At 59.6% G+C, this 18,192-nt stretch carries 18 protein-coding genes; 1 reads left to right on the forward strand and 17 read right to left on the reverse strand.

The window, feature by feature from the left end; translation table 11 throughout:
- Positions 1 to 7: 7 nt before the first annotated feature.
- The 11 genes from ACLBWT_RS01960 to ACLBWT_RS02010 form a co-directional block, all read right to left on the reverse strand.
- A complete protein-coding gene (locus ACLBWT_RS01960) occupies positions 8 to 454 on the reverse strand; it encodes a cell division protein SepF (protein WP_447661408.1) in 447 nt (148 codons plus the stop codon).
- Positions 451 to 1,167, reverse strand: coding sequence for a YggS family pyridoxal phosphate-dependent enzyme (locus ACLBWT_RS01965; protein WP_447661409.1), 717 nt, complete (start codon positions 1,165 to 1,167; stop codon positions 451 to 453). The genes ACLBWT_RS01960 and ACLBWT_RS01965 overlap by 4 nt, the downstream gene beginning before the upstream one ends.
- Before the next feature lie 5 nt (positions 1,168 to 1,172).
- A complete protein-coding gene (gene pgeF / locus ACLBWT_RS01970; protein ID WP_447661410.1) occupies positions 1,173 to 2,033 on the reverse strand; it encodes a peptidoglycan editing factor PgeF in 861 nt (286 codons plus the stop codon).
- A gap of 77 nt (positions 2,034 to 2,110) precedes the next feature.
- Positions 2,111 to 2,395 (reverse strand): YlmC/YmxH family sporulation protein, encoded by a 285-nt coding sequence (locus ACLBWT_RS01975; protein ID WP_447661677.1) that lies wholly within the window; start codon positions 2,393 to 2,395, stop codon positions 2,111 to 2,113.
- A 130-nt stretch (positions 2,396 to 2,525) separates the two neighbouring features.
- A complete protein-coding gene (gene sigG, locus ACLBWT_RS01980; RefSeq protein WP_447661411.1) occupies positions 2,526 to 3,308 on the reverse strand; it encodes an RNA polymerase sporulation sigma factor SigG in 783 nt (260 codons plus the stop codon).
- 199 nt (positions 3,309 to 3,507) lie between these two features.
- The gene (locus tag ACLBWT_RS01985) at positions 3,508 to 4,713 is read right to left on the reverse strand and encodes a hypothetical protein (RefSeq protein ID WP_447661412.1); all 1,206 of its coding nucleotides are present in this window, start codon (positions 4,711 to 4,713) and stop codon (positions 3,508 to 3,510) included.
- A gap of 9 nt (positions 4,714 to 4,722) precedes the next feature.
- Positions 4,723 to 5,556: a hypothetical protein gene (locus tag ACLBWT_RS01990; protein WP_447661413.1), complete on the reverse strand. Its 834-nt coding sequence runs from the start codon at positions 5,554 to 5,556 to the stop codon at positions 4,723 to 4,725.
- Positions 5,553 to 6,242, reverse strand: coding sequence for an ABC transporter ATP-binding protein (locus ACLBWT_RS01995; protein WP_447661414.1), 690 nt, complete (start codon positions 6,240 to 6,242; stop codon positions 5,553 to 5,555). The genes ACLBWT_RS01990 and ACLBWT_RS01995 overlap by 4 nt, the downstream gene beginning before the upstream one ends.
- On the reverse strand, positions 6,239 to 6,673 hold the full coding sequence (locus ACLBWT_RS02000) for a GntR family transcriptional regulator (RefSeq protein WP_447661415.1): 435 nt from the start codon (positions 6,671 to 6,673) through the stop codon (positions 6,239 to 6,241). The genes ACLBWT_RS01995 and ACLBWT_RS02000 overlap by 4 nt, the downstream gene beginning before the upstream one ends.
- A gap of 234 nt (positions 6,674 to 6,907) precedes the next feature.
- Complete coding sequence (locus ACLBWT_RS02005; RefSeq protein WP_447661416.1) at positions 6,908 to 7,879, reverse strand: D-2-hydroxyacid dehydrogenase family protein; 972 nt, start codon at positions 7,877 to 7,879, stop codon at positions 6,908 to 6,910.
- A 69-nt stretch (positions 7,880 to 7,948) separates the two neighbouring features.
- Positions 7,949 to 9,667 carry an ABC transporter ATP-binding protein gene (locus ACLBWT_RS02010; protein WP_447661417.1) on the reverse strand — a complete coding sequence of 573 codons (1,719 nt, stop codon included), beginning with the start codon at positions 9,665 to 9,667 and terminating at the stop codon, positions 7,949 to 7,951.
- Positions 9,668 to 9,855: 188 nt separating this feature from the next.
- Here ACLBWT_RS02010 and ACLBWT_RS02015 point away from each other — a divergent pair, with 188 nt between their 5' ends.
- On the forward strand, positions 9,856 to 11,205 hold the full coding sequence (locus ACLBWT_RS02015; protein WP_447661418.1) for an NAD(P)/FAD-dependent oxidoreductase: 1,350 nt from the start codon (positions 9,856 to 9,858) through the stop codon (positions 11,203 to 11,205).
- Between the two features lie 102 nt (positions 11,206 to 11,307).
- Here the strand turns inward: ACLBWT_RS02015 and sigE are convergent, their stop codons facing one another.
- The 6 genes from sigE to murA form a co-directional block, all read right to left on the reverse strand.
- Positions 11,308 to 12,027 carry an RNA polymerase sporulation sigma factor SigE gene (gene sigE, locus ACLBWT_RS02020; protein WP_076354877.1) on the reverse strand — a complete coding sequence of 240 codons (720 nt, stop codon included), beginning with the start codon at positions 12,025 to 12,027 and terminating at the stop codon, positions 11,308 to 11,310.
- A gap of 27 nt (positions 12,028 to 12,054) precedes the next feature.
- Entirely contained in the window at positions 12,055 to 13,002 is a 948-nt protein-coding gene (gene spoIIGA, locus ACLBWT_RS02025) for a sigma-E processing peptidase SpoIIGA (protein ID WP_447661419.1), read from the reverse strand.
- Between the two features lie 321 nt (positions 13,003 to 13,323).
- Entirely contained in the window at positions 13,324 to 14,451 is a 1,128-nt protein-coding gene (gene ftsZ, locus ACLBWT_RS02030; protein ID WP_447661420.1) for a cell division protein FtsZ, read from the reverse strand.
- Between the two features lie 14 nt (positions 14,452 to 14,465).
- Entirely contained in the window at positions 14,466 to 15,707 is a 1,242-nt protein-coding gene (ftsA, locus tag ACLBWT_RS02035; RefSeq protein WP_048749943.1) for a cell division protein FtsA, read from the reverse strand.
- Positions 15,708 to 16,021: 314 nt separating this feature from the next.
- Positions 16,022 to 16,774: a cell division protein FtsQ/DivIB gene (locus ACLBWT_RS02040; RefSeq protein ID WP_447661421.1), complete on the reverse strand. Its 753-nt coding sequence runs from the start codon at positions 16,772 to 16,774 to the stop codon at positions 16,022 to 16,024.
- A 126-nt stretch (positions 16,775 to 16,900) separates the two neighbouring features.
- Positions 16,901 to 18,184, reverse strand: a complete 1,284-nt coding sequence (murA, locus tag ACLBWT_RS02045) for a UDP-N-acetylglucosamine 1-carboxyvinyltransferase (RefSeq protein ID WP_447661422.1) — start codon at positions 18,182 to 18,184, stop codon at positions 16,901 to 16,903.
- Positions 18,185 to 18,192 lie beyond the last annotated feature (8 nt).

The raw sequence follows: 18,192 nt of genomic DNA on the forward strand, positions 1-18,192 counted from the left end.
GCCAAGGTCACCTCATTTTTCTGTAGTCTTCGTCAGCAAGCATTTCGGTTATGGTGCCCTGAACATCGACAGAATCCGGCGTGCAGAGAAAAATATTCGGGCCGAGCTTGGAAATGCTTCCGTTCAACGCGTATACGGTGCCGCTGAGGAAGTCGACGATCCGCACGGCCAGATCCGTCCGGACGCGCTGCAGGTTCACGATGACGGAACGCCGGTTGCGCAGATGGTCGGCGATCTCCTGCGCTTCGTCATAGGAACGGGGTTCGTTCAGCACGACGCGCATGTTCTTCTGCGAATGGATGCTGACGATATTGCTGCCTTTGGTTGGTTTACGCATATCGGATGCCGAGGTTTCAACTTCATGATCCTCATGCTGATGGACGGGCTCGCGCTCGATGATCTCTTCCTCATCCTGCAAGCCGAAATAGTTCATGAACCGGTTAATCACCTTCATACCAGCTCCTCCTCTTTGCCTACGAGAATGGTTCCAAGCCGCACCCATGTCGCGCCTTCCTCCACCGCTGCCTCGAAGTCGCCCGACATTCCCATCGAGAGCTCCGTCAGCGGTTCCTGAAACCAGCTCTCGCGGTTGGCCAGCTCCATCAGCTCCCGCAGTCTCCGGAAGACCGGACGCGCAGCTTCGGAATCCTCGTCATGGGGCGCCATCGTCATAAGGCCGACCGGCTTGACGCCAGGGTAGGCCGCGAGACCCGAGGCGAGATCCCGGAGCTGCTCCGGGGCGATGCCGTGCTTGGAATGTTCCGCGGATACGTTGACTTGAATGAAACATGGGACCACGATGCCGAGGCTCCTGGCCTTCTTGTCGATTGCATCCGCCAGGGAAAGCCTGTCCAGCGAATGGATGTATGTAAACTTGCCTATGACGTCCTTCACCTTGTTCGTCTGCAGCGAACCGATAAAATGCCAGACGGGGGCTTCTCCCTCTCCGCAGGAGCCTTCCGGAAATGCCTCCCACTTGTCCTTGGCGTCCTGCCAGCGGTTCTCGCCCAGATGGACGCAGCCGCTGTCCAGCGCTTCCCTGGTCCTGCCGATGGATACATACTTCGTCACCGCGATGACGTTCACTTCCTCCGGGCTGCGTCCGCTGCGGGCGCAAGCCTCCGCGATCCTTCTATCCACTTCCGCCTTCCGCTCCGTCAGCGACAAAAGCGTCACCTGCTTTCCATGCCGATCCAGCTTGCCATCCGCCCCGTGCTGCCGCCTTCCATCCGATGGGAGAAGAACAAATCCTTGCGGCAGCCGGTGCACCACTGCGTAACTTCTATATTCGACGGCATAATTCCTGCTTTTATCATAATCTGTCGGTTGAGCTCTTTCAAGTTCAGCCTGCCGTGGCCCGGCGTCTCCCCGTGAATGACCGGGACGCCGGAAGCGATTCCTGCTGCGGCGAGCTCGCCGAGCAGCGGACGAACGCGCCCCAGGACGGCCTCGTCGACCTCGTAGCAGCATGATCCGATCGACGGCCCGACAGCCCCGCGGATGTCGGCAGGCTTGCTGCCGTACCGGCTGCCCATCGCTTCGATGGTCGCGCGGGCGATTTCCCCTACGGTTCCCTTCCAGCCCGCATGGGCAAGCGCCACCGCTCCCCTGGACGGGTCCCAGAAGTACAAGGGCACGCAGTCGGCGTAAAAGGAGACGAGCAGAACGCCCGGCTCATCCGTCATCAGCGCGTCCGTATCCGGGACGGCCGTCGCCCGCGAGTCGCGCCCGCGGCCGGCATCGCCCCTCGTCAGAGCCTGAACGGCGCAGCCATGCACCTGCTCTCCGCAGGTGAACGACTCATAGGGCCAGCCGAGCGCGTCTGCCAGCCGCATGCGGTTCGTCCGGACAGACGCGTCGTCGTCCCCGACATGCAGCCCCATATTCAGGGAAGCCCAGGGCTCCCGGCTTACGCCGCCCTGCCGTCCGGTGAAGCCGGCCGTAACGCTGCCCCCGCCGGTCCATGATTCCAATAAAAAAAGCGAAGCTTCCTTCGCCGGGTTCACGCTATCGCGCTGTACGAATGCTTCCAATTGCCATCACCTCCAGCCTAGTGTACCATGTCCGCCGCGGAGCGGGGAAGGCGGGGCGGAATCGCCGCGGCTTTTCGCTACAGCTTCTCCTGGATGTCGTCATCCTCCAGGTACGCCTTGACCCCGCCGACGTTCTCCATCCGGACGAGCACGACGTCGGCGCCGATCTTGACGATGTTGCGCCACGGAATGATGAGATCCGCCCCGCTGCCGAACATGCCGAAGAAGCGGGTGAAATTAGGCACGACGATGGAATCGATGCGCCCCTGCCTCAGATCGATTTCCATGTCGCTGATTTGGCCGAGCTTTTTGCCGTCCACGATATTGATGACGTCCTTGGTTTGGAATTCGGATATTTTCATGAGCATGCGCCGCACTTCCCGTCATGGAGATCTAGTGCTCCCAGTATATGACGGAAGCGGGCCGATCAGCCCAAGCCCGCATGAAAAAGGCGCCCGAAGGCGCCCGAGCTTCGTGGCCGCATGGCCTGCCTCAGCTCTTGACATGCTTTTGAAGCTGCTGGATGGCCGACTTCTCGAGCCGGGACACCTGCGCCTGCGAGATGCCGATCTCGTCGGCGACCTCCATCTGCGTCTTGCCGTCGAAGAAGCGCATCGACAGGATCATCTTCTCGCGCTGGTTCAGCTTGTGCATCGCTTCGCGCAGGGCGATCTCCTCGATCCAGCTGATTTCCTTGTTGCGGTCGTCGCTGATCTGGTCCATCACGTAGATCGGGTCGCCGCCGTCATGGTAGATCGGCTCGAACAGGGAAACCGGATCCTGGATGGCGTCAAGGGCGAAGACGACATCCTCCTTCGGCACGCCGAGCGCCTCGGAAATCTCGAAGATGGTCGGCTCGCGGGAATTCTGGTTCGTGAGGCTGTCGCGGACCTGCAGCGCCTTGTAGGCGATGTCCCGCAGCGATCGCGACACCCGGATCGGGTTGTTGTCCCGCAGGTAGCGGCGGATCTCGCCGATAATCATGGGGACGGCATATGTGGAAAATTTGACGTTTTGACTGAGGTCGAAATTATCGATGGCCTTCATGAGTCCGATGCAGCCGACCTGGAACAGGTCGTCCACGAATTCTCCCCGGTTGTTGAACCGCTGGATGACGCTGAGGACGAGCCTCAGGTTCCCGTTCACGAGCTTCTCTCTGGCGGACCACTCGTTCTGGGTCTGGAGAGCGGTGAACAGCTCCCTCATTTCGACGTTCGTAAGCACGGGGAGTTTGGAAGTATCCACTCCGCAGATCTCGACTTTATTTCGGGTCAATTGTGACTACCTCCCAAGGAGAAACATTAATAAGCATTATCTCCTTGGGCTTCATTTTTATTCCTGTTCCGACAGCGTCCGACAGAGCCGTCAGAAGCCTGGAAACGCATCCAAGCGACTGGCAGCGAGGAATTGCCGAGCTGTCGTTGACGAAAAAAAAGCCTCGGCGTTTGGCCTCGGCAAATCAGGAAAATCGGCTTCATTCCCCGTAGTAGTTGAACTGGAAATACTGGTAATCGACGCTCTGCGCATCGCTGTCCGTCCGCTCTACGGCGCCGCGGTATATAACCTTGCGCGTCTTCTCCTCGTAGACCACGACGGTGGGAATTTTATTCAGGATCAGGTTGTCGTAAATCAATCCCTTCTCGAGCCGGATGCTGCGCAATCCCGCGTTGCCGCTTCGAAGAAGCTTCAAAGGCTCCGCCAACGGCTCTCCCGTCCGGGCGTCCAGTACATGAATGAGCGGCTCGGCATTCCGCTCGTTGAAGGCATAAAGCTTTCCTTCGTGCAGCCTCGGCGCAAGCCCCTGTTTGACTCGATCCATTCCCGCCTTGGGCAGATCCCAGGTATCGCCGCTGGCGTAATCGTAACCGATGATGCGCCATCCTGTCAGAACCGGATCCTGTCCGGACGCATCGGCATCCGCTCCCTTGCGCTTGATCGTCTTCACATTGAACATCACGGAAGGCGAGGGCTCCAGCTCGCGCACCTCGCCGATCAGCTCGACCGTTGTCTCCGTATAAGGGTCAGGATCCGGGACCGTTTGGTACAGCTCCTCCGCCTGCAGCAGCTCCCCGCTCTCCTTGTCGACGATATAATCCGTAAAAGTCCAGATCGCAGGTCCATTGTCCGGGCTGTCATGCTGTCCGCGCACCAGCAGGTGGATGCGGCTTCCTATCTGCTGGATATCCAGAACGGTCTTATCCTGGTAAAGGAGATTGTCCGCCTTCGCAGCGCTCGTCTGAACGGGCACGGTGAATTCCTTGCTGCCGGAACCGGCAAGATCCAGAATTCGAATCTTCACGGACGAAAGGTTGTTGTCCATATCGGCACCGATGACGGAATTCCCGTCCCTGTAGAACGAATCATCATATCGATGCCCGCGCATGAAGGAGCGATGGGAGATAATCAGCTGGTTCCGCTCGGAAGAGTATCTGTCCGGCTCGATCAAATCCTCGAAGGGAGCGGATAAAAACCGGCTTCCCGTCCTTTCCCTCCGCCCGTCCGCCGACAAGCGGGAACCGAGTCCTTCCAGGACGAAGCCTTTCATAACCTCCGTGCTGCCTTCCAGTGTAACGAGCTTGTATGGGGGAGTGCTGTCGGCGCCGGCGGCTCCCGCGTAAGCGGCCAGGACCGCGGCGCTTAGGACAGCAAGCCCGAGGCTGTATCCGTATCTTCTTCTCATAGTTCCTCCTTATGCCGTGACTTTGGTGCGAAGCAGCCATCTGCCGAGCCACAGCGACAGCCCCGCATTGAGCAGCATGAGAGCAATCGCAGCCGCCAGCAGCTCGGAAGGATACAGGAAGGCCATCCCTCTTTCCGCCCGGCCCCACATCCATGCGACCAGCACCAAGGTTCCGGCCGTGTAAGCCGACCCGGCAAGCAATCCTTTGAACCGATAGCTTCTCTCCAGAAGAATGGTCGTGAACAGCAAGAGCACGAATACCGCTCCGAATCCGTAGACCAGCAGAAATTCATGCAGGCGCACCGGAATGAAGATGACCAGATCCATGCCTCGAATCGTATCGACCAAGGTTCGTGGAACGCGCAGCTCGTCGGGCATGCGCAGCCGGTACATTGTCATCTGAACGGCTATGATGCCTATCTGCAGAGCGAACAAGCTGAACACGAACGTCATCAGCGCTGTGAATTTGGACACATACAGGAGGAATCTTGATTGCGGCAGCATCAGCAGCCGATAGACAAAAGCCGACCTGCCAAACCAGTCCCTATACCAGATGAGGAATATATACAATCCGATTCCCGCGATGCAGATCACGATCGGGAATGTCATCCAGCTCTCTCTATGAGACCAAATCTCGCCCAGCGGAAGACCGTTGTATCTCTCCGAATATTGGGCCAGAGACAATCCTTCGCGAGTGATTTGCTCTCGAACGGCTTGAAGCCGATCGCTCATCGCCAGCTGCATTCCGATCAGTTGGATGGCGGACGTCATGGCCATCAGTCCGAGAAGCACGAAGCGAAAGCGGTAAATCTCCAGATGCACCAGCTTCAAATACGTTTTCAAGTCCGATATACCTCCCTCATGACGTCGATGATCGACTTGCCGTGATCGCCGCGCATCTCCTCGCAGTCGAAGTCGCGGATGACATGACCCTGATCCAGCATCACCGCCCGATCGACGAGATGCTCGATGTCGCCGATTTCATGGGTTGTGATGAGCACTCCGCGATCCTCAACCAGCTGGCTCGTAAATACCTCGGCGATCATCTCGCGGCTGAACAGGTCGATGCCGGAGAACGGCTCGTCCATCAGCACATAGTCGACATCCTGCGCCATGCCGAGCACGAGGTTGAACTTGGCCGCTGTCCCCTTGGACAGCCGGCCGATCCGCTCTCCACGCTCGAGGCGGAAGAAGCTCATCAAATCCTCGGCTTTTTCGGCATTCCAGCGGGGATAGAAATCCGACATCAGCTGCAAGCCGTCCCGCAGCTTCATGGAACCCGGCAGCGTGAGCCGATCCGGGATAAAAGCAATCGTATGGTATATCTCCGGGGAGAGAGGCTGGCCGCCGATACGGATGCTTCCGCCATCAACCGGCGTAAGTCCCATGATCGCCTTTAGAATCGTTGATTTGCCGGCGCCGTTCAGACCGATGAGGCTGGTGATCCGACCTTTCTCCGCCTTGAACGAAATCCCGTTCAAAACATTCTTGCGGCGATACCGCTTGCGGATGTCGCTTACTTCGATCATCGCTGGATCCCTCCTGTTCCATCATGATTGTTGTCGGCGGCAGCGGAAGGCCTCCCATACTTCTCCCGGACCAGCTCCACCAATTCGTCCACAGGCGCTTCCAGCCTGCGGACCGATTCCACGAACGCCTCCACAGCCTCGCCGAGCAGCTCGGAGCGGATTTCCTTCAGCACGTCGGCGTCCGTCGTAATATGGCTCGGCGAATTCCCTTCGGTCACGATCAAGTTCTGATCCTCCATTTCCTTGTACGCTTTCTGGGCTGTATTCGGGTTGATCTTCATGCGGGAGGCGAGCTCCCTGCGCGAAGGAACGGTCTGGCCGCCGCGCAGCCTCCCGGTCGCAATCATTTCCTTGAACTGCTTGACTACCTGCAAATAAACCGGATCCCTATTGTTGAATGCCGCTTCCGGCCACTCCTCTTCGCCTGCCATCTCGCACCTCGGTTCGTGTGTGTACTATGTGGTTCATACACTCGATAAGTGTATTATGCGCATCATACACTTGAATTGTCAATGCTTTCCTGAAAAAGAAACAAGCTGTCTTAATCCGCCCGGGGCGGATCATAGACAGCTTGATAGGCAAAGCGAGTTCTCGTTCCGGCGGAATCAAGGCATCGAGCCTTGGCCATCGCCGCATGTTGATTCATGCAGGCAGGCCCGGTCCGATCAGCCCTTGTAGGGCTGAACCGGGCGAATCGGACTGCCCGCCAAATACGCCTCGATGTCCTCCACCGCATCCTCGAAGTACAGCCGATAGTTGCTCTCCGTCACGTAGCCGATATGCGGCGTCGCCAGCACGTTCGGCAGCGTCCGGTAAGGATGGTCCTCCGGCAGCGGCTCGACGTCGAAGACATCCAGCCCCGCGCCTGCGATCCTCTCTTCCTTCAAGGCTGACAGCAGCGCCTCCTGGTCGACGATGCCCGCCCGGGACGTATTGACCAGGAAGGCGGTCGGCTTCATGAGCGCCAGCTCCTCCGCGCCCAGCAAGCCGCGGGTCCGGTCGCTCAGGACGAGATGCACGGACACATAATCGCTCTCCTTCAGCAACGCTTCCTTGGAATCCGCCAGACGGACGCCGGCCTGAGCCGCCCGCTCCTCGGTGAGGTTCTGGCTCCACGCCAGCATATTCATCCCGAATGCCCGCCCGATCTCGGCTACGCGGGTTCCGATCTTGCCGAGCCCGAGCAGGCCGAGGGTCCGGCCGTTCAGGTCGCTGCCGACGGTGCTCTGCCAAGGACCGCCGCTGCGGAAGGCGTCGCTCTCGACGCGGACATGCCGCGCCAGGCCGAGCAGCAGCGCCCAGGTCAGCTCGATCGGCGCCTCCGAGCTGCCGCGAGTGCCGCTGACCGCGATGCCGAGCCGTCCGGCCGCTTCAAGGTCCACGGAAGCGTTGCGCATGCCCGTCGTCACGAGCAGCCTCAGCTTCGGCAGCCGCGCCAGCAGCGATTCCCGGAACGGCGTCCGCTCCCGCATGATGACGACAATTTCCTCGTCCTTCAGCATCTCCGCCAGCTCGTCCTCGCTGTCATAATGCTCCGTCAGCACCGACAGCTCGATCCTGTCGTCCAGGCGGCTCCAATCCCCATAGTTCAAAGCCGCTTCCTGATAGTCGTCGAGAATCGTGCAGTTCGCTTTCATGGCTCGTCTCCTCCTTGTCATCCTTTCAGCGCCTCGCGGCAGCTGGCTCGGTCTCGGGTCCCCCTTGTTCTAGGCCTGGCTCGCTTGGGCCACATGCAGGCGGCTGTAGATGCCTCCCGCGGCGATCAGCTCCTGATGCTTGCCCTGCTCCGCGATGCCGTCCTTGCTCACGACGACGATGCGGTCGGCATTGCGGACCGTGCTCAGCCGGTGCGCGATGACCAGCGTCGTGCGTCCGACGGACAGCTCCGCCAGCGCGGCCTGGATGGCCGCCTCCGTCTCGGTGTCGAGAGCCGAGGTCGCTTCGTCCAGGATGAGGATCGGCGGGTTCTTGAGGAACATGCGCGCGATGGACATGCGCTGCTTCTGTCCGCCGGACAGCTTCACGCCGCGCTCGCCGATGACGGTGTCCATCCCTTCCGGCATGCTGCGGATCAGCTCGTCCAGCGACGCGCGGCGCGCCGCTTCCCAGATTTCCTCTTCGCTCGCCTGCAGGTTGCCATAGGCGATATTCTCGCGGATCGTGCCGGAGAACAGGAAGACGTCCTGCTGCACGATGCCAATCTGGCGGCGCAGCGACTCCAGCTTCACGTCCCGGATGTCCTTGCCGTCCACCTTGATCGAGCCTCCTTCCACCTCGTAGAAACGCGGCAGCAGGCTGCAGATCGTCGTCTTGCCGGCTCCGGACGGACCGACAAAGGCGACCGTCTCTCCCGGCTTGATGCGGAGGCTGATATCGTTCAGAATCGGACGATCCGGCTCATAGCCGAAGGAGACATGGCTGAATTCGATGCCGCCGCTGACGTTTTTCAGCTCGGCGGCGCCCGGCTTGTCCTGGATATCGGGATCCGTGTCCATGATCTCGCAATACCGCTTGAAGCCGGCGATCCCCTTCGGATAGCTCTCGATGACCGCGTTGATCTTCTCGATCGGCTTGAAGAAGACGTTCGACAGCAGGATGAACGCCATGAAGTCGCCGAGGTTGATCCGGCCTTCGATCATGAACCACGCTCCCGCGATCATGACGAAGATCGTGATCAGGCGCATGAGCATGTACGTGATGCTGATGCTCTTGGACATCGTCTTGTAGGCCATCAGCTTCGTCGTGCGGAAGTTCTGGTTGTCGACGGCGAACAGCTTGTTCTCATGCTCCTCGTTGGCAAAAGACTGCACGACGCGGATGCCGCCGACATTGTCCTCGATGCGGGCGTTGAAGCTGCCGACATTGCCGAACAGCCGGCCATAGGTTGAGCCCATCCGGCGGCCGAAGAAGATGACGAGCCAGGCCATGATCGGCACGATGACGAACGTGAGCAGCGCCAGCTCCAGATTGATGTAGGCCATCAGGGCAAACGAGCCCAGCAGCGTCATGATGGCGATGAATACATCCTCCGGCCCGTGATGCGCGACCTCGCCGACCTCGGTCAGGTCGTTGGTCATTCTTCCGATGAGATGGCCGGTCTTGTTGTTGTCGAAGAAGCGGAAGCTCAGCTTCTGCACATGCGCGAACAGCTTGCGCCGCATCTCCGTCTCGATGTTGATGCCGAGCATATGCCCCCAGTAGTTGACGACATAATTCAGCACCGTGTTCATCGCATAGATCGCCAGCAGGCCGACGCACGCCCAGACGATCAGCTGCCAGTCGCCGCTCGGGAGCAGCTTGTTGATGAACTGCTGGACCGCGACCGGAAATGCGAGCTCGAGCAGGCCGGCGACGACGGCGCAGGTGAAGTCAAGGATGAAGAGGCCCAGAAACGGGCGGTAGTGAGAGAAAAATCGGCGGAGCATGTCTTCACTCTTTTCCGGTTGGTTTTGATACAAAATTCTGTATAAACTCTATACTAATTGATAGTCATTCTCAGGGTCAAACCCTTTTTTGGCTTTATTCAAACCTTCCCTCCCTCGCTCCGGCGCCGCAACATGTTCGAAGGCCTGTTCCCATGCTAAAATGAAAGCATAAAGGAGAGCGTTCATTTATGTATGATGTCACGATCATTGGAGCCGGAGTCGCCGGCATCTTCGCCGCCCACGCCCTTATGGAGGCCGCGCCTGAACTCAAGGTGCTGGTGGCGGACAAAGGAAAGCCGCCGAGGGAACGAAGCTGCCCGCTGGAGCGGGGAGGCAGCTGCCAGTGCGACGCCTGCGAAGCTTACATCGGATTCGGCGGCCTGGGCCGGTCCGAAGGAAAATACAATTTCACGACCGACTTCGGCGGCGAGCTGGAAGCGCTGCTCGGCGTACGGCTCGCGATGGAACGGATGGACGAGGTCGACCGCATCCTGTGCCTGTACGGAGCCGCCGCAGCCGTTCCTTACCGGACGCACAGCAGCAGCCTTGCCGCCAGGGCGGAAGCCGGCGGCTTGAAGCTGCTCAGCTCCACCGTCCGCCATTTGGGCACCCGCTTGTCGCGGCAAGTGCTGGACGGGTTCTATGAAGCTCTGTCGGCATGGGCGGACTTCAGCTTTCAGACCGAGGTCGTCTCGCTGGACAAGGAAACAGGAGGCTTCAACCTTCTCCTTTCGGATGGAAGGACCTTGTCATCGAAAAAGGTGTTTCTCGCCACGGGACGCAGCGGCGCCGGCTGGCTGGAGCAAATGCTTCCGACGCTCGGCCTGGAGGCGAGGCAGACCCGGCTGGATCTCGGCATCCGGCTGGAAATGGTTGGAGGGCAGCTGGATTCCATTCTTCAGGAAACGTTCGAGACCAAGCTGCGATATGACGGTGACGGTTTCTCGGCGACAACCTATTGCATGAATCCAAGCGGCCGCATCATCCGCAAGCATCAGGAGGGCCTCGTCATGGCCGATGGCCAGAACTTCAAGGAACAAGGAAGCAAAAGCTCTAACCTCAATTTCACCCTGTTCGTTCCGCGCCTCTTCCCAACGCTGCAGGATGCCGATGCATGCGCCCGCCAAGTGCTGGGGAAGGTCAACCGGGGCGGGGATCGCCTGGCCGTCCAAAGGCTGGACGATCTCCGCCGCGGACGTTCCACCAGCCACGAAGGCATCCGCTCCAACAGGATCAGGCCGTCGATCGAGGCGGATCCGGGAAACCTGGCCGAGGAGCTGCCGGAGCTGTACGTGCGAGCCGCCATGGAATTCCTGGCCGCGCTGGAGCGGCTGCTCGGCGAACGTCTTGACGGCGATACGCTTCTCTATGCGCTTGACGGCAAATTCTATGCTCCCAGGCTGGCGGTCGACTGCCGCTTCCAGACGGAAGTGGAAGGGCTGTATGCGATCGGAGACTGCTCCGGCTCGACCCATTCCCTCTCCCAGGCGGCGGCCAGCGGCATCCATGCCGCCCGCTGCGCGCTCGGCCTTTCCTGAGGCTCCCGCTTCAGCCTTTCCTTCCGGCCGCTCAGCAGTCAAAAGCCGGCCCCTCCCATGGAGAGGCCGGCTTTTGGTTTGCTCCAGGCCGCTGCCTGCACATCAGACCATTTTGTTGAATTCCTTGCGCAGTCGCTTGATGATCCGCTTCTCGAGGCGGGAAATATAGGATTGCGAGATTCCGAGCTGATCGGCGACATCCTTCTGCGTCTTCTCTTCCCCGTCGGCAAGCCCGAAGCGCAGCTCCATGATGATGCGCTCCCGCTCCGTGAGCTTGTCGAGCGCCTTGTGCAGCAGCTTGCGGTCGACCTGCTCCTCGATGTTCCGGTAGATCGTGTCGTTCTCGGTGCCGAGCACGTCCGAGAGCAGCAGCTCGTTGCCGTCCCAGTCGATGTTCAGCGGCTCGTCGAACGATACCTCCGTCCTCGTCTTGCTGTTGCGGCGCAGGAACATCAGAATCTCATTCTCGATGCAGCGCGAAGCGTACGTAGCCAGCTTGATCTTCTTTTCGGGATCGAACGTATTGACGGCCTTGATAAGGCCTATGGCTCCGATCGACACCAGATCCTCGATGTGGATGCCGGTATTCTCGAACTTGCGGGCGATGTAGACGACAAGCCGCAGGTTGCGCTCGATGAGCATGGCTCGGATCGCGCTGTCCCCGGACGGAAGCCTCTCGAGCAGGTACTCCTCCTCTTCGCGCGTAAGCGGGGGAGGAAGCGCTTCACTGCCGCCGATATAATAAATTTCCTGGCTTTTCAGCCCGAGCAAAAACAGCAGGCGGTAATAGAACAACTGCATATTCAGCCGGAATTTAACCATTGTAGTCCCCATCTCCTCTTTTGTTGGTCAGCCGGCCCGATGCTCCACCAGCGAAGGGTGGATGATAGCGCGGTAAGAGCCGTCAGCTGCCAGCTTGCCTCCATCCAGTCCGATGAGCACTTTGCTCGATTCGCTCCGCTGCCCTTCTCTTACGATGACGACTGTATCCGGCTTGACGGCGAGCATGAACTGCGTCCCTTTGTTGATTCCGCGGTAGGGGACGAGCCGCAAGCGGTCCTGCCAAGGAAACTCCTCTTGTCCAAGCCCCGCGATCAGCCGGTCCACCTGGGAATCCCGGATTCCCTGCATCCAGCCGGGAGGGATCTCGTCCTCCCACAGCGAGGCTTCCATCACCATGACCGGTGTCCGGGAGAGCGGGTCGTAGAGCTGGTTGCCCGTATCCACGAGGCCGGTGCAGCGATGCTCCTTGCCGCCGATGATGACGGATACTTCAGCCAGATGAGTCAGCACCAGCTCCTTCTGCCTTCGTCCGCTGACGACGCTGCGGAAGACGTACAAGCCGATGCATAGGAAGCTGATCGCGTATACGCCGCCCATCTGCACTTCGAATGCGACTCCATGCCGCAGCAGCGTCATCGTCCTCCATACTTTTCCGGATCCTTGCATAAGAAAATAGTAGATGCCGAGAACGGCGCCAGCCGCTACGAAATTGACTGCGTAAAACGTTCCCACATGACGGGCAAAGCTGCGGGTATCGGCATAACCGAAGGCGACCGCGATTATAATCAGCGATATAGCCGCCTTGACGATGACGGTAAACAGCATGGACAGCGGCGGAAAAAGCATCAAGGTCACATAGATCCCGCCGATGGCTGCAGCGGTCAATACCCGCCACGGCTTGGCCTTGATTCCGCGCACCCAGGCAGTGAGCAGCAGCATGGAGCCGTCCACCATCAGCTCCTTGAGAAACAGCACATCGACGTATACGGCCAGCTGAAGCCACCTCCTGTCCACCCGGCTCGTTCGGGGCGATCCTGACCCAGCCGATCATCAACCCTTCGGCACCGTCCGGCTCTGCCAACAGAGCAAGCCGGGGAACGATAGAAACAAGTATAGTGCAGCGCCAAGCACAATGTCTGTCTAAACCTGGCGCGCCGCCGCAACTAATTTTGTCGGAAGCTGTGAGGCGCGGCGGAGCTGATTCTCCCCTTTTCGACCTCGATAAAATGGAGATGAACAAGGCTTTGACAGAGATGGCCGGGACGCTTGTCGGTTTCAGGCATAGAAAAAGACCGCATCTTCCGTAGGAAGATGCGGTCTTGATAGGAGTGCGGATCAGCGGTCGCCGCGCGGGCGGTTGTTGCGCAGGAAAGCGGGAATCTCCAGCTGGTCGCTCGGCGTATTGGTGAACGGCTTGGCGCTAGGCTGAGGGGCGCGCTGCTCTTGAGGCTCGGGAGCGGCTCCATGGCTTTGGGTCTGCGGGCGGCGGGCCGGCTGAACAGGCGCCGCCTTGTGCTCGAAGCCTGTCGCGATGACGGTCACCTTGATCTCGTCCTTGAAATCCTCGTCGATGATCGCGCCGAAGATCATGTTGACCTCCGGATCGGAAGCCTCGATGACGATCTCGGCCGCTTCGTTCACCTCGTACAGCGACAGGTTCGTGCCGCCGGTGATGTTCATGATGACGCCGCGCGCTCCGTCGATCGACGTTTCGAGCAGCGGGCTCTGGATCGCCTTGCGGGCCGCTTCGGTCGCGCGGTTCTCGCCGGTCGCGATGCCGATGCCCATGAGGGCGGAGCCGCGCTCGGTCATGATCGTCTTCACGTCCGCGAAGTCGAGATTGATGAGGCCCGGAACCTTGATCAGGTCGGAAATGCCCTGCACGGCCTGGCGAAGCACGTTGTCGGCTTCGCGGAACGCCTCGAGCATCGGCGTCTTCTTGTCGACGATCTCAAGCAGGCGGTCGTTCGGAATGATGATCAGCGTGTCGACCTTTTCCTTCAGCGCCTCGATGCCGTGCTCGGCCTGGTTCGAGCGCTTGCGGCCCTCGAAGGTGAACGGACGGGTCACGACGCCGACCGTCAGAGCACCGCATTCGCGGGCGATTTCGGCGATGACGGGAGCGGCGCCGGTACCGGTGCCGCCGCCCATGCCGGCGGTCACGAACACCATGTCCGCGCCTTTGAGCGTGGCGGCGACGAGATCGCGGGACTCCTCGGCCGCTTTCTTGCCGACCTCCGGATTCGCGCCGGCTCCGAGGCCGCGCGTAAGCTTGTCGCCGATCTGAAGCTTATGCTCCGCCTTGGCAAGGTGGAGCGCCTGGGCATCGGTGTTCACCGTAATGAACTCCACGCCCTTCACTCCGTTGTCGATCATCCGGTTCACCGCATTGCTGCCGCCGCCCCCGACACCGATGACTTTAATTTGTGCCAGTTGTTCCAAGTCAATATCGAACTCCAACATTCTATTTCCCCCGATCAGATGAATTCGCTGAACATGTTCTTGATTCGTTCAATCATGCCGGGTTTAGCGGGGGCTGCGGTTCCCGTCTTGCGGCTTGCCTGCTTCTTGACCGCTCCCGAATTGCGAATCGTCATATGCTTGCTCACATATTGAATCATTCCGACTCCGCTGCCGAAGGCAGGGTCGCGTACGCCGATGAAGTCCGGGACAGCGATGCGGACGGAAGATTCCAGTTCCTGCTGCGCAACGGTCAGCGTGCCCGGCAAGTTCACTGTGCCTCCGGTGAGCACGTAGCCCTGGATTTTTTGGGCATAGCCCAAACGGCGGACTTCCTGGCGGATCATGTAGAAGATCTCGGCCATGCGCGGCTCGATGATGTTCGCCAGATCGACCTGGGAGAATTCCTTCTCGACGTTGGAGCCGAGCCGCGTCACCTTGAAGCGCTGGTCCTCCGCAGCGTCGTACACGGATGCGCAGCCGTACTTGAGCTTGATCTTCTCCGCTTGCTCCGTCTGCGTGCGCAGGCCGTAGGAAATGTCGTTGGTGACGAATTCCCCTCCGACCGGCAGCGTCGACGTGGCAGCAAGCCCGCCCTGATCGAAGATCGACAGAGTGGTGGAGCCGGCGCCGATGTCGACGATGGCCGTTCCCATCGACTTCTCATCCTTGCTGAGGGACATCATGCCGGACGCCAGCGACATCAGGATGATGCCGGAGATGTGCAGCCCTGCCTTCTCCACGCAGCGGATCAGATTATGTATGGCCGTCTTCGCTCCGGTCACGATGGTGGATTCCACTTCGAGACGGACGCCGATCATGCCGCGCGGATCCGAAATGCCTTCAAGTCCGTCGACCAAATACTGCTTGGGCACGAGATTGATGATTTCGCGTTCCGGGGGCAGCGCCACGACCTTGGCCGCCTGCAGCACGCGTTCGATGTCTTCCTCTCCGATCTCGCGATCCTCGTTGGAAACAGCCACGACGCCGTGATTGCTCTGCAGCGCGATATGGTTTCCTTGAATGCCTACGTACACTTCCGAAATTTGAATGTCGACCATTCTCTCCGCATGCTCGACCGCGTTGCGGATCGACTTGACGGTCTGGTCGATGTCTACAATGGCTCCCTTTCGGATGCCTTCCGAGTCGGACGATCCAACTCCAATTATATTAATGGCTCCGCCTGTCACTTCGCCAATAATAACTCGAACCTTGGATGTACCGATGTCCAAACTGACAATGATGTCGTTATTGCCCAATTCCGCGGCACCTCCGTTTCGGGTCGCATTTATCGGTATTCCTTTTTAATCTGATCCTACATATTCAACACAGTTAATATTTTCCCTCTTTTTTCTACATTTTTTTCGCCTGCCAATTCAACCCAGCAAAGAAAAAAAAGGAATCAAGGGCGGCCGTCTTGACGCCCTCGCCGCTAGCCGGAAGCGAGTCCGAAGCCGCAGCGGAGATGGCCGGCCGAGGGACTCAAGGCATAATCATCCAGGAAAAATGCCATATCTTAAATTCTACCATTCTTTAGGACGAAATAAAAGAGCGGGAGCCAAGCGGCTTTGCTTCATGGTCCAGCGTCCTCCGAGCTGCCCGCGGCTTGCTGGAACGGCGAATAGGTATCCGCAAGCAGCAGCGTGACCCGGCCGGGATCCCGCTCTTCGACGACCGAATTCAGCGTGTCGATCTTATCCTTGAGCAAGGACGCGGCCGTAATGACTTCGAATCCGTTGCGAGTGTAGATGCGGATCCGGTCCGGATAGGATTCGGTCGGAGAAGGCATGATTTCCGATAGATTGCCGAGCGCGGCAGGGTCGATCAAGGCAAGCTGCTTGCACAGCTGGCCCTTCACGGTGTCGTCCTTCTTCCACCCCGACAGGACCGGCTTGTCCACGACGGCTTTCGCCTGGTCGGCCTGGACGATCGAGCCGCTCGCCAATATGGCGCTCAGCTGGCCGTTCGCAGCGAGCTCGAATGCTACCGGCGGATATTCCTCGACCGTGATCTTGATCTGTCCGGGAAAGGTTTTGGCCACCTTGACTTCCTTGACCGAGCCGAGCTTCCGGATCCGGTTCTCCACGCTGGAGGAGAGAGTGCCGAAGAAGGCGTCTCCGGCACGAACGCTTGCCGCCTCGTGGATCCGCGCTTCCGTCGTGAACTGCTCGCCTTCGACCGTCACGACGCTGACCTTGCTCATCGAGGAATTAAAGAAAAGGATCGATAATAAAATTAGGAATAGAAGCACCAGGATGAAGACCAGCTTCCGGTTGCTCCTCCGCTTCGGCGGCGGCTCCTTCAAGATCGGGATCAATTCAGCCAAGCTTGTCCCTCCTTCAGCCGCGAAACGCTCTCCGCCCGTGCGGAGAGCCGTTTTGCGGCAGCACATTTCGTTCCAATGATCCATGTTCCATGGGCAGAAGCGCCGGCACGGGAAATCCCTTGAAGATCAGCCCGGGACGGCTCCGTTGTCGGGCACCGGCGCGCTGCGGACAATCCGTGCCCCAAGCCGCGCAAGCATCGATTCGATGCTGTCGTAGCCGCGGTCGATATGATGCACCTGCTCGACGACTGTGCGCCCGTTGGCTGCGAGGCCGGCGATGACGAGAGCGGCGCCGGCCCGCAGGTCCGTCGCTTCCACCGTTGCCCCGTACAGCCTGGATACGCCCCTGATGACGGCCGCGTTCAGATCGACGCGGATATCCGCTCCCATGCGGCAGAGCTCTTCGACATGCTTGAAGCGGCCCTCGAAAATCGTTTCCTTCATAATGCTCGTGCCGTCGGCCAGAGCAAGCAGCACCATCACCTGCGATTGAAGATCCGTAGGGAAGGCCGGATAGGGGGAAGTGACGATCCGCTCGACCGCCTTCGGCCTTGCAGACGTTCCGACGGTGATGGCGTCCCCCTCGATTCCGATGCCGACTCCGGTGCGGCGGAGCACATGGATCAGGGAGGACAGATGCGCCGGCCTCGTGTTCGTCAGCGTAACCTTTCCTTTGGTCGCAGCGGCAGCCACCATGACGGTGCCGGCCACGATCCGGTCCGGAATGACCCGATAGCGGCATGGAGTTAGCGACTCGACCCCTTCAATCGTAATCGTATCCGTCCCCGCTCCGATAATGCGCGCGCCCATAGCGTTGAGGAAATGCTGAAGATCCTGGATTTCCGGCTCCCTGGCAGCTCCCGTGATCGTCGTTCTGCCCTCTGCGAGCGCAGCGGCCATCATGATGTTCTCCGTTGCGCCTACGCTGGGAAGGCTGAGATGGATATCCGCTCCGTGCAGCTTCTCCGCCCGGCAGGAAATCCGATCCCCATATTCTTCGATCTCGGCGCCCAGCGATCGCAGCCCTTCGAGATGAAGATCGATCTTCCGCTCTCCGATCGCGCAGCCGCCAGGCTGGTAGAGATGGACTTCCCCGAATCGGGCGAGCAGTGGCCCCATCAGGAAAATGGAGGAACGCATCTGCCCCATCAGCTTTTCGGGGATATGGGCCTGGTATGCCGTCGCCGTATTGATCGTGACGGTGTCGCCGACATGTTCCGCGCGGCAACCGAGCTCCTGCAAGATGTGCAGCATGACTTCTATATCGAGCAGCTGCGGCACCGAATCGATCACGACCGTGCCGCTGGCGAGCATGCTGCCTGCCAGGATCGGCAGAGCTGCGTTTTTCGCCCCTTGGATAGCAATGGTTCCTGAGAGAGGTTGCCCGCCTTCAATCACCAATTTGTCCAAACCTACAC

Source organism: Paenibacillus sp. D51F (genome assembly GCF_053345695.1).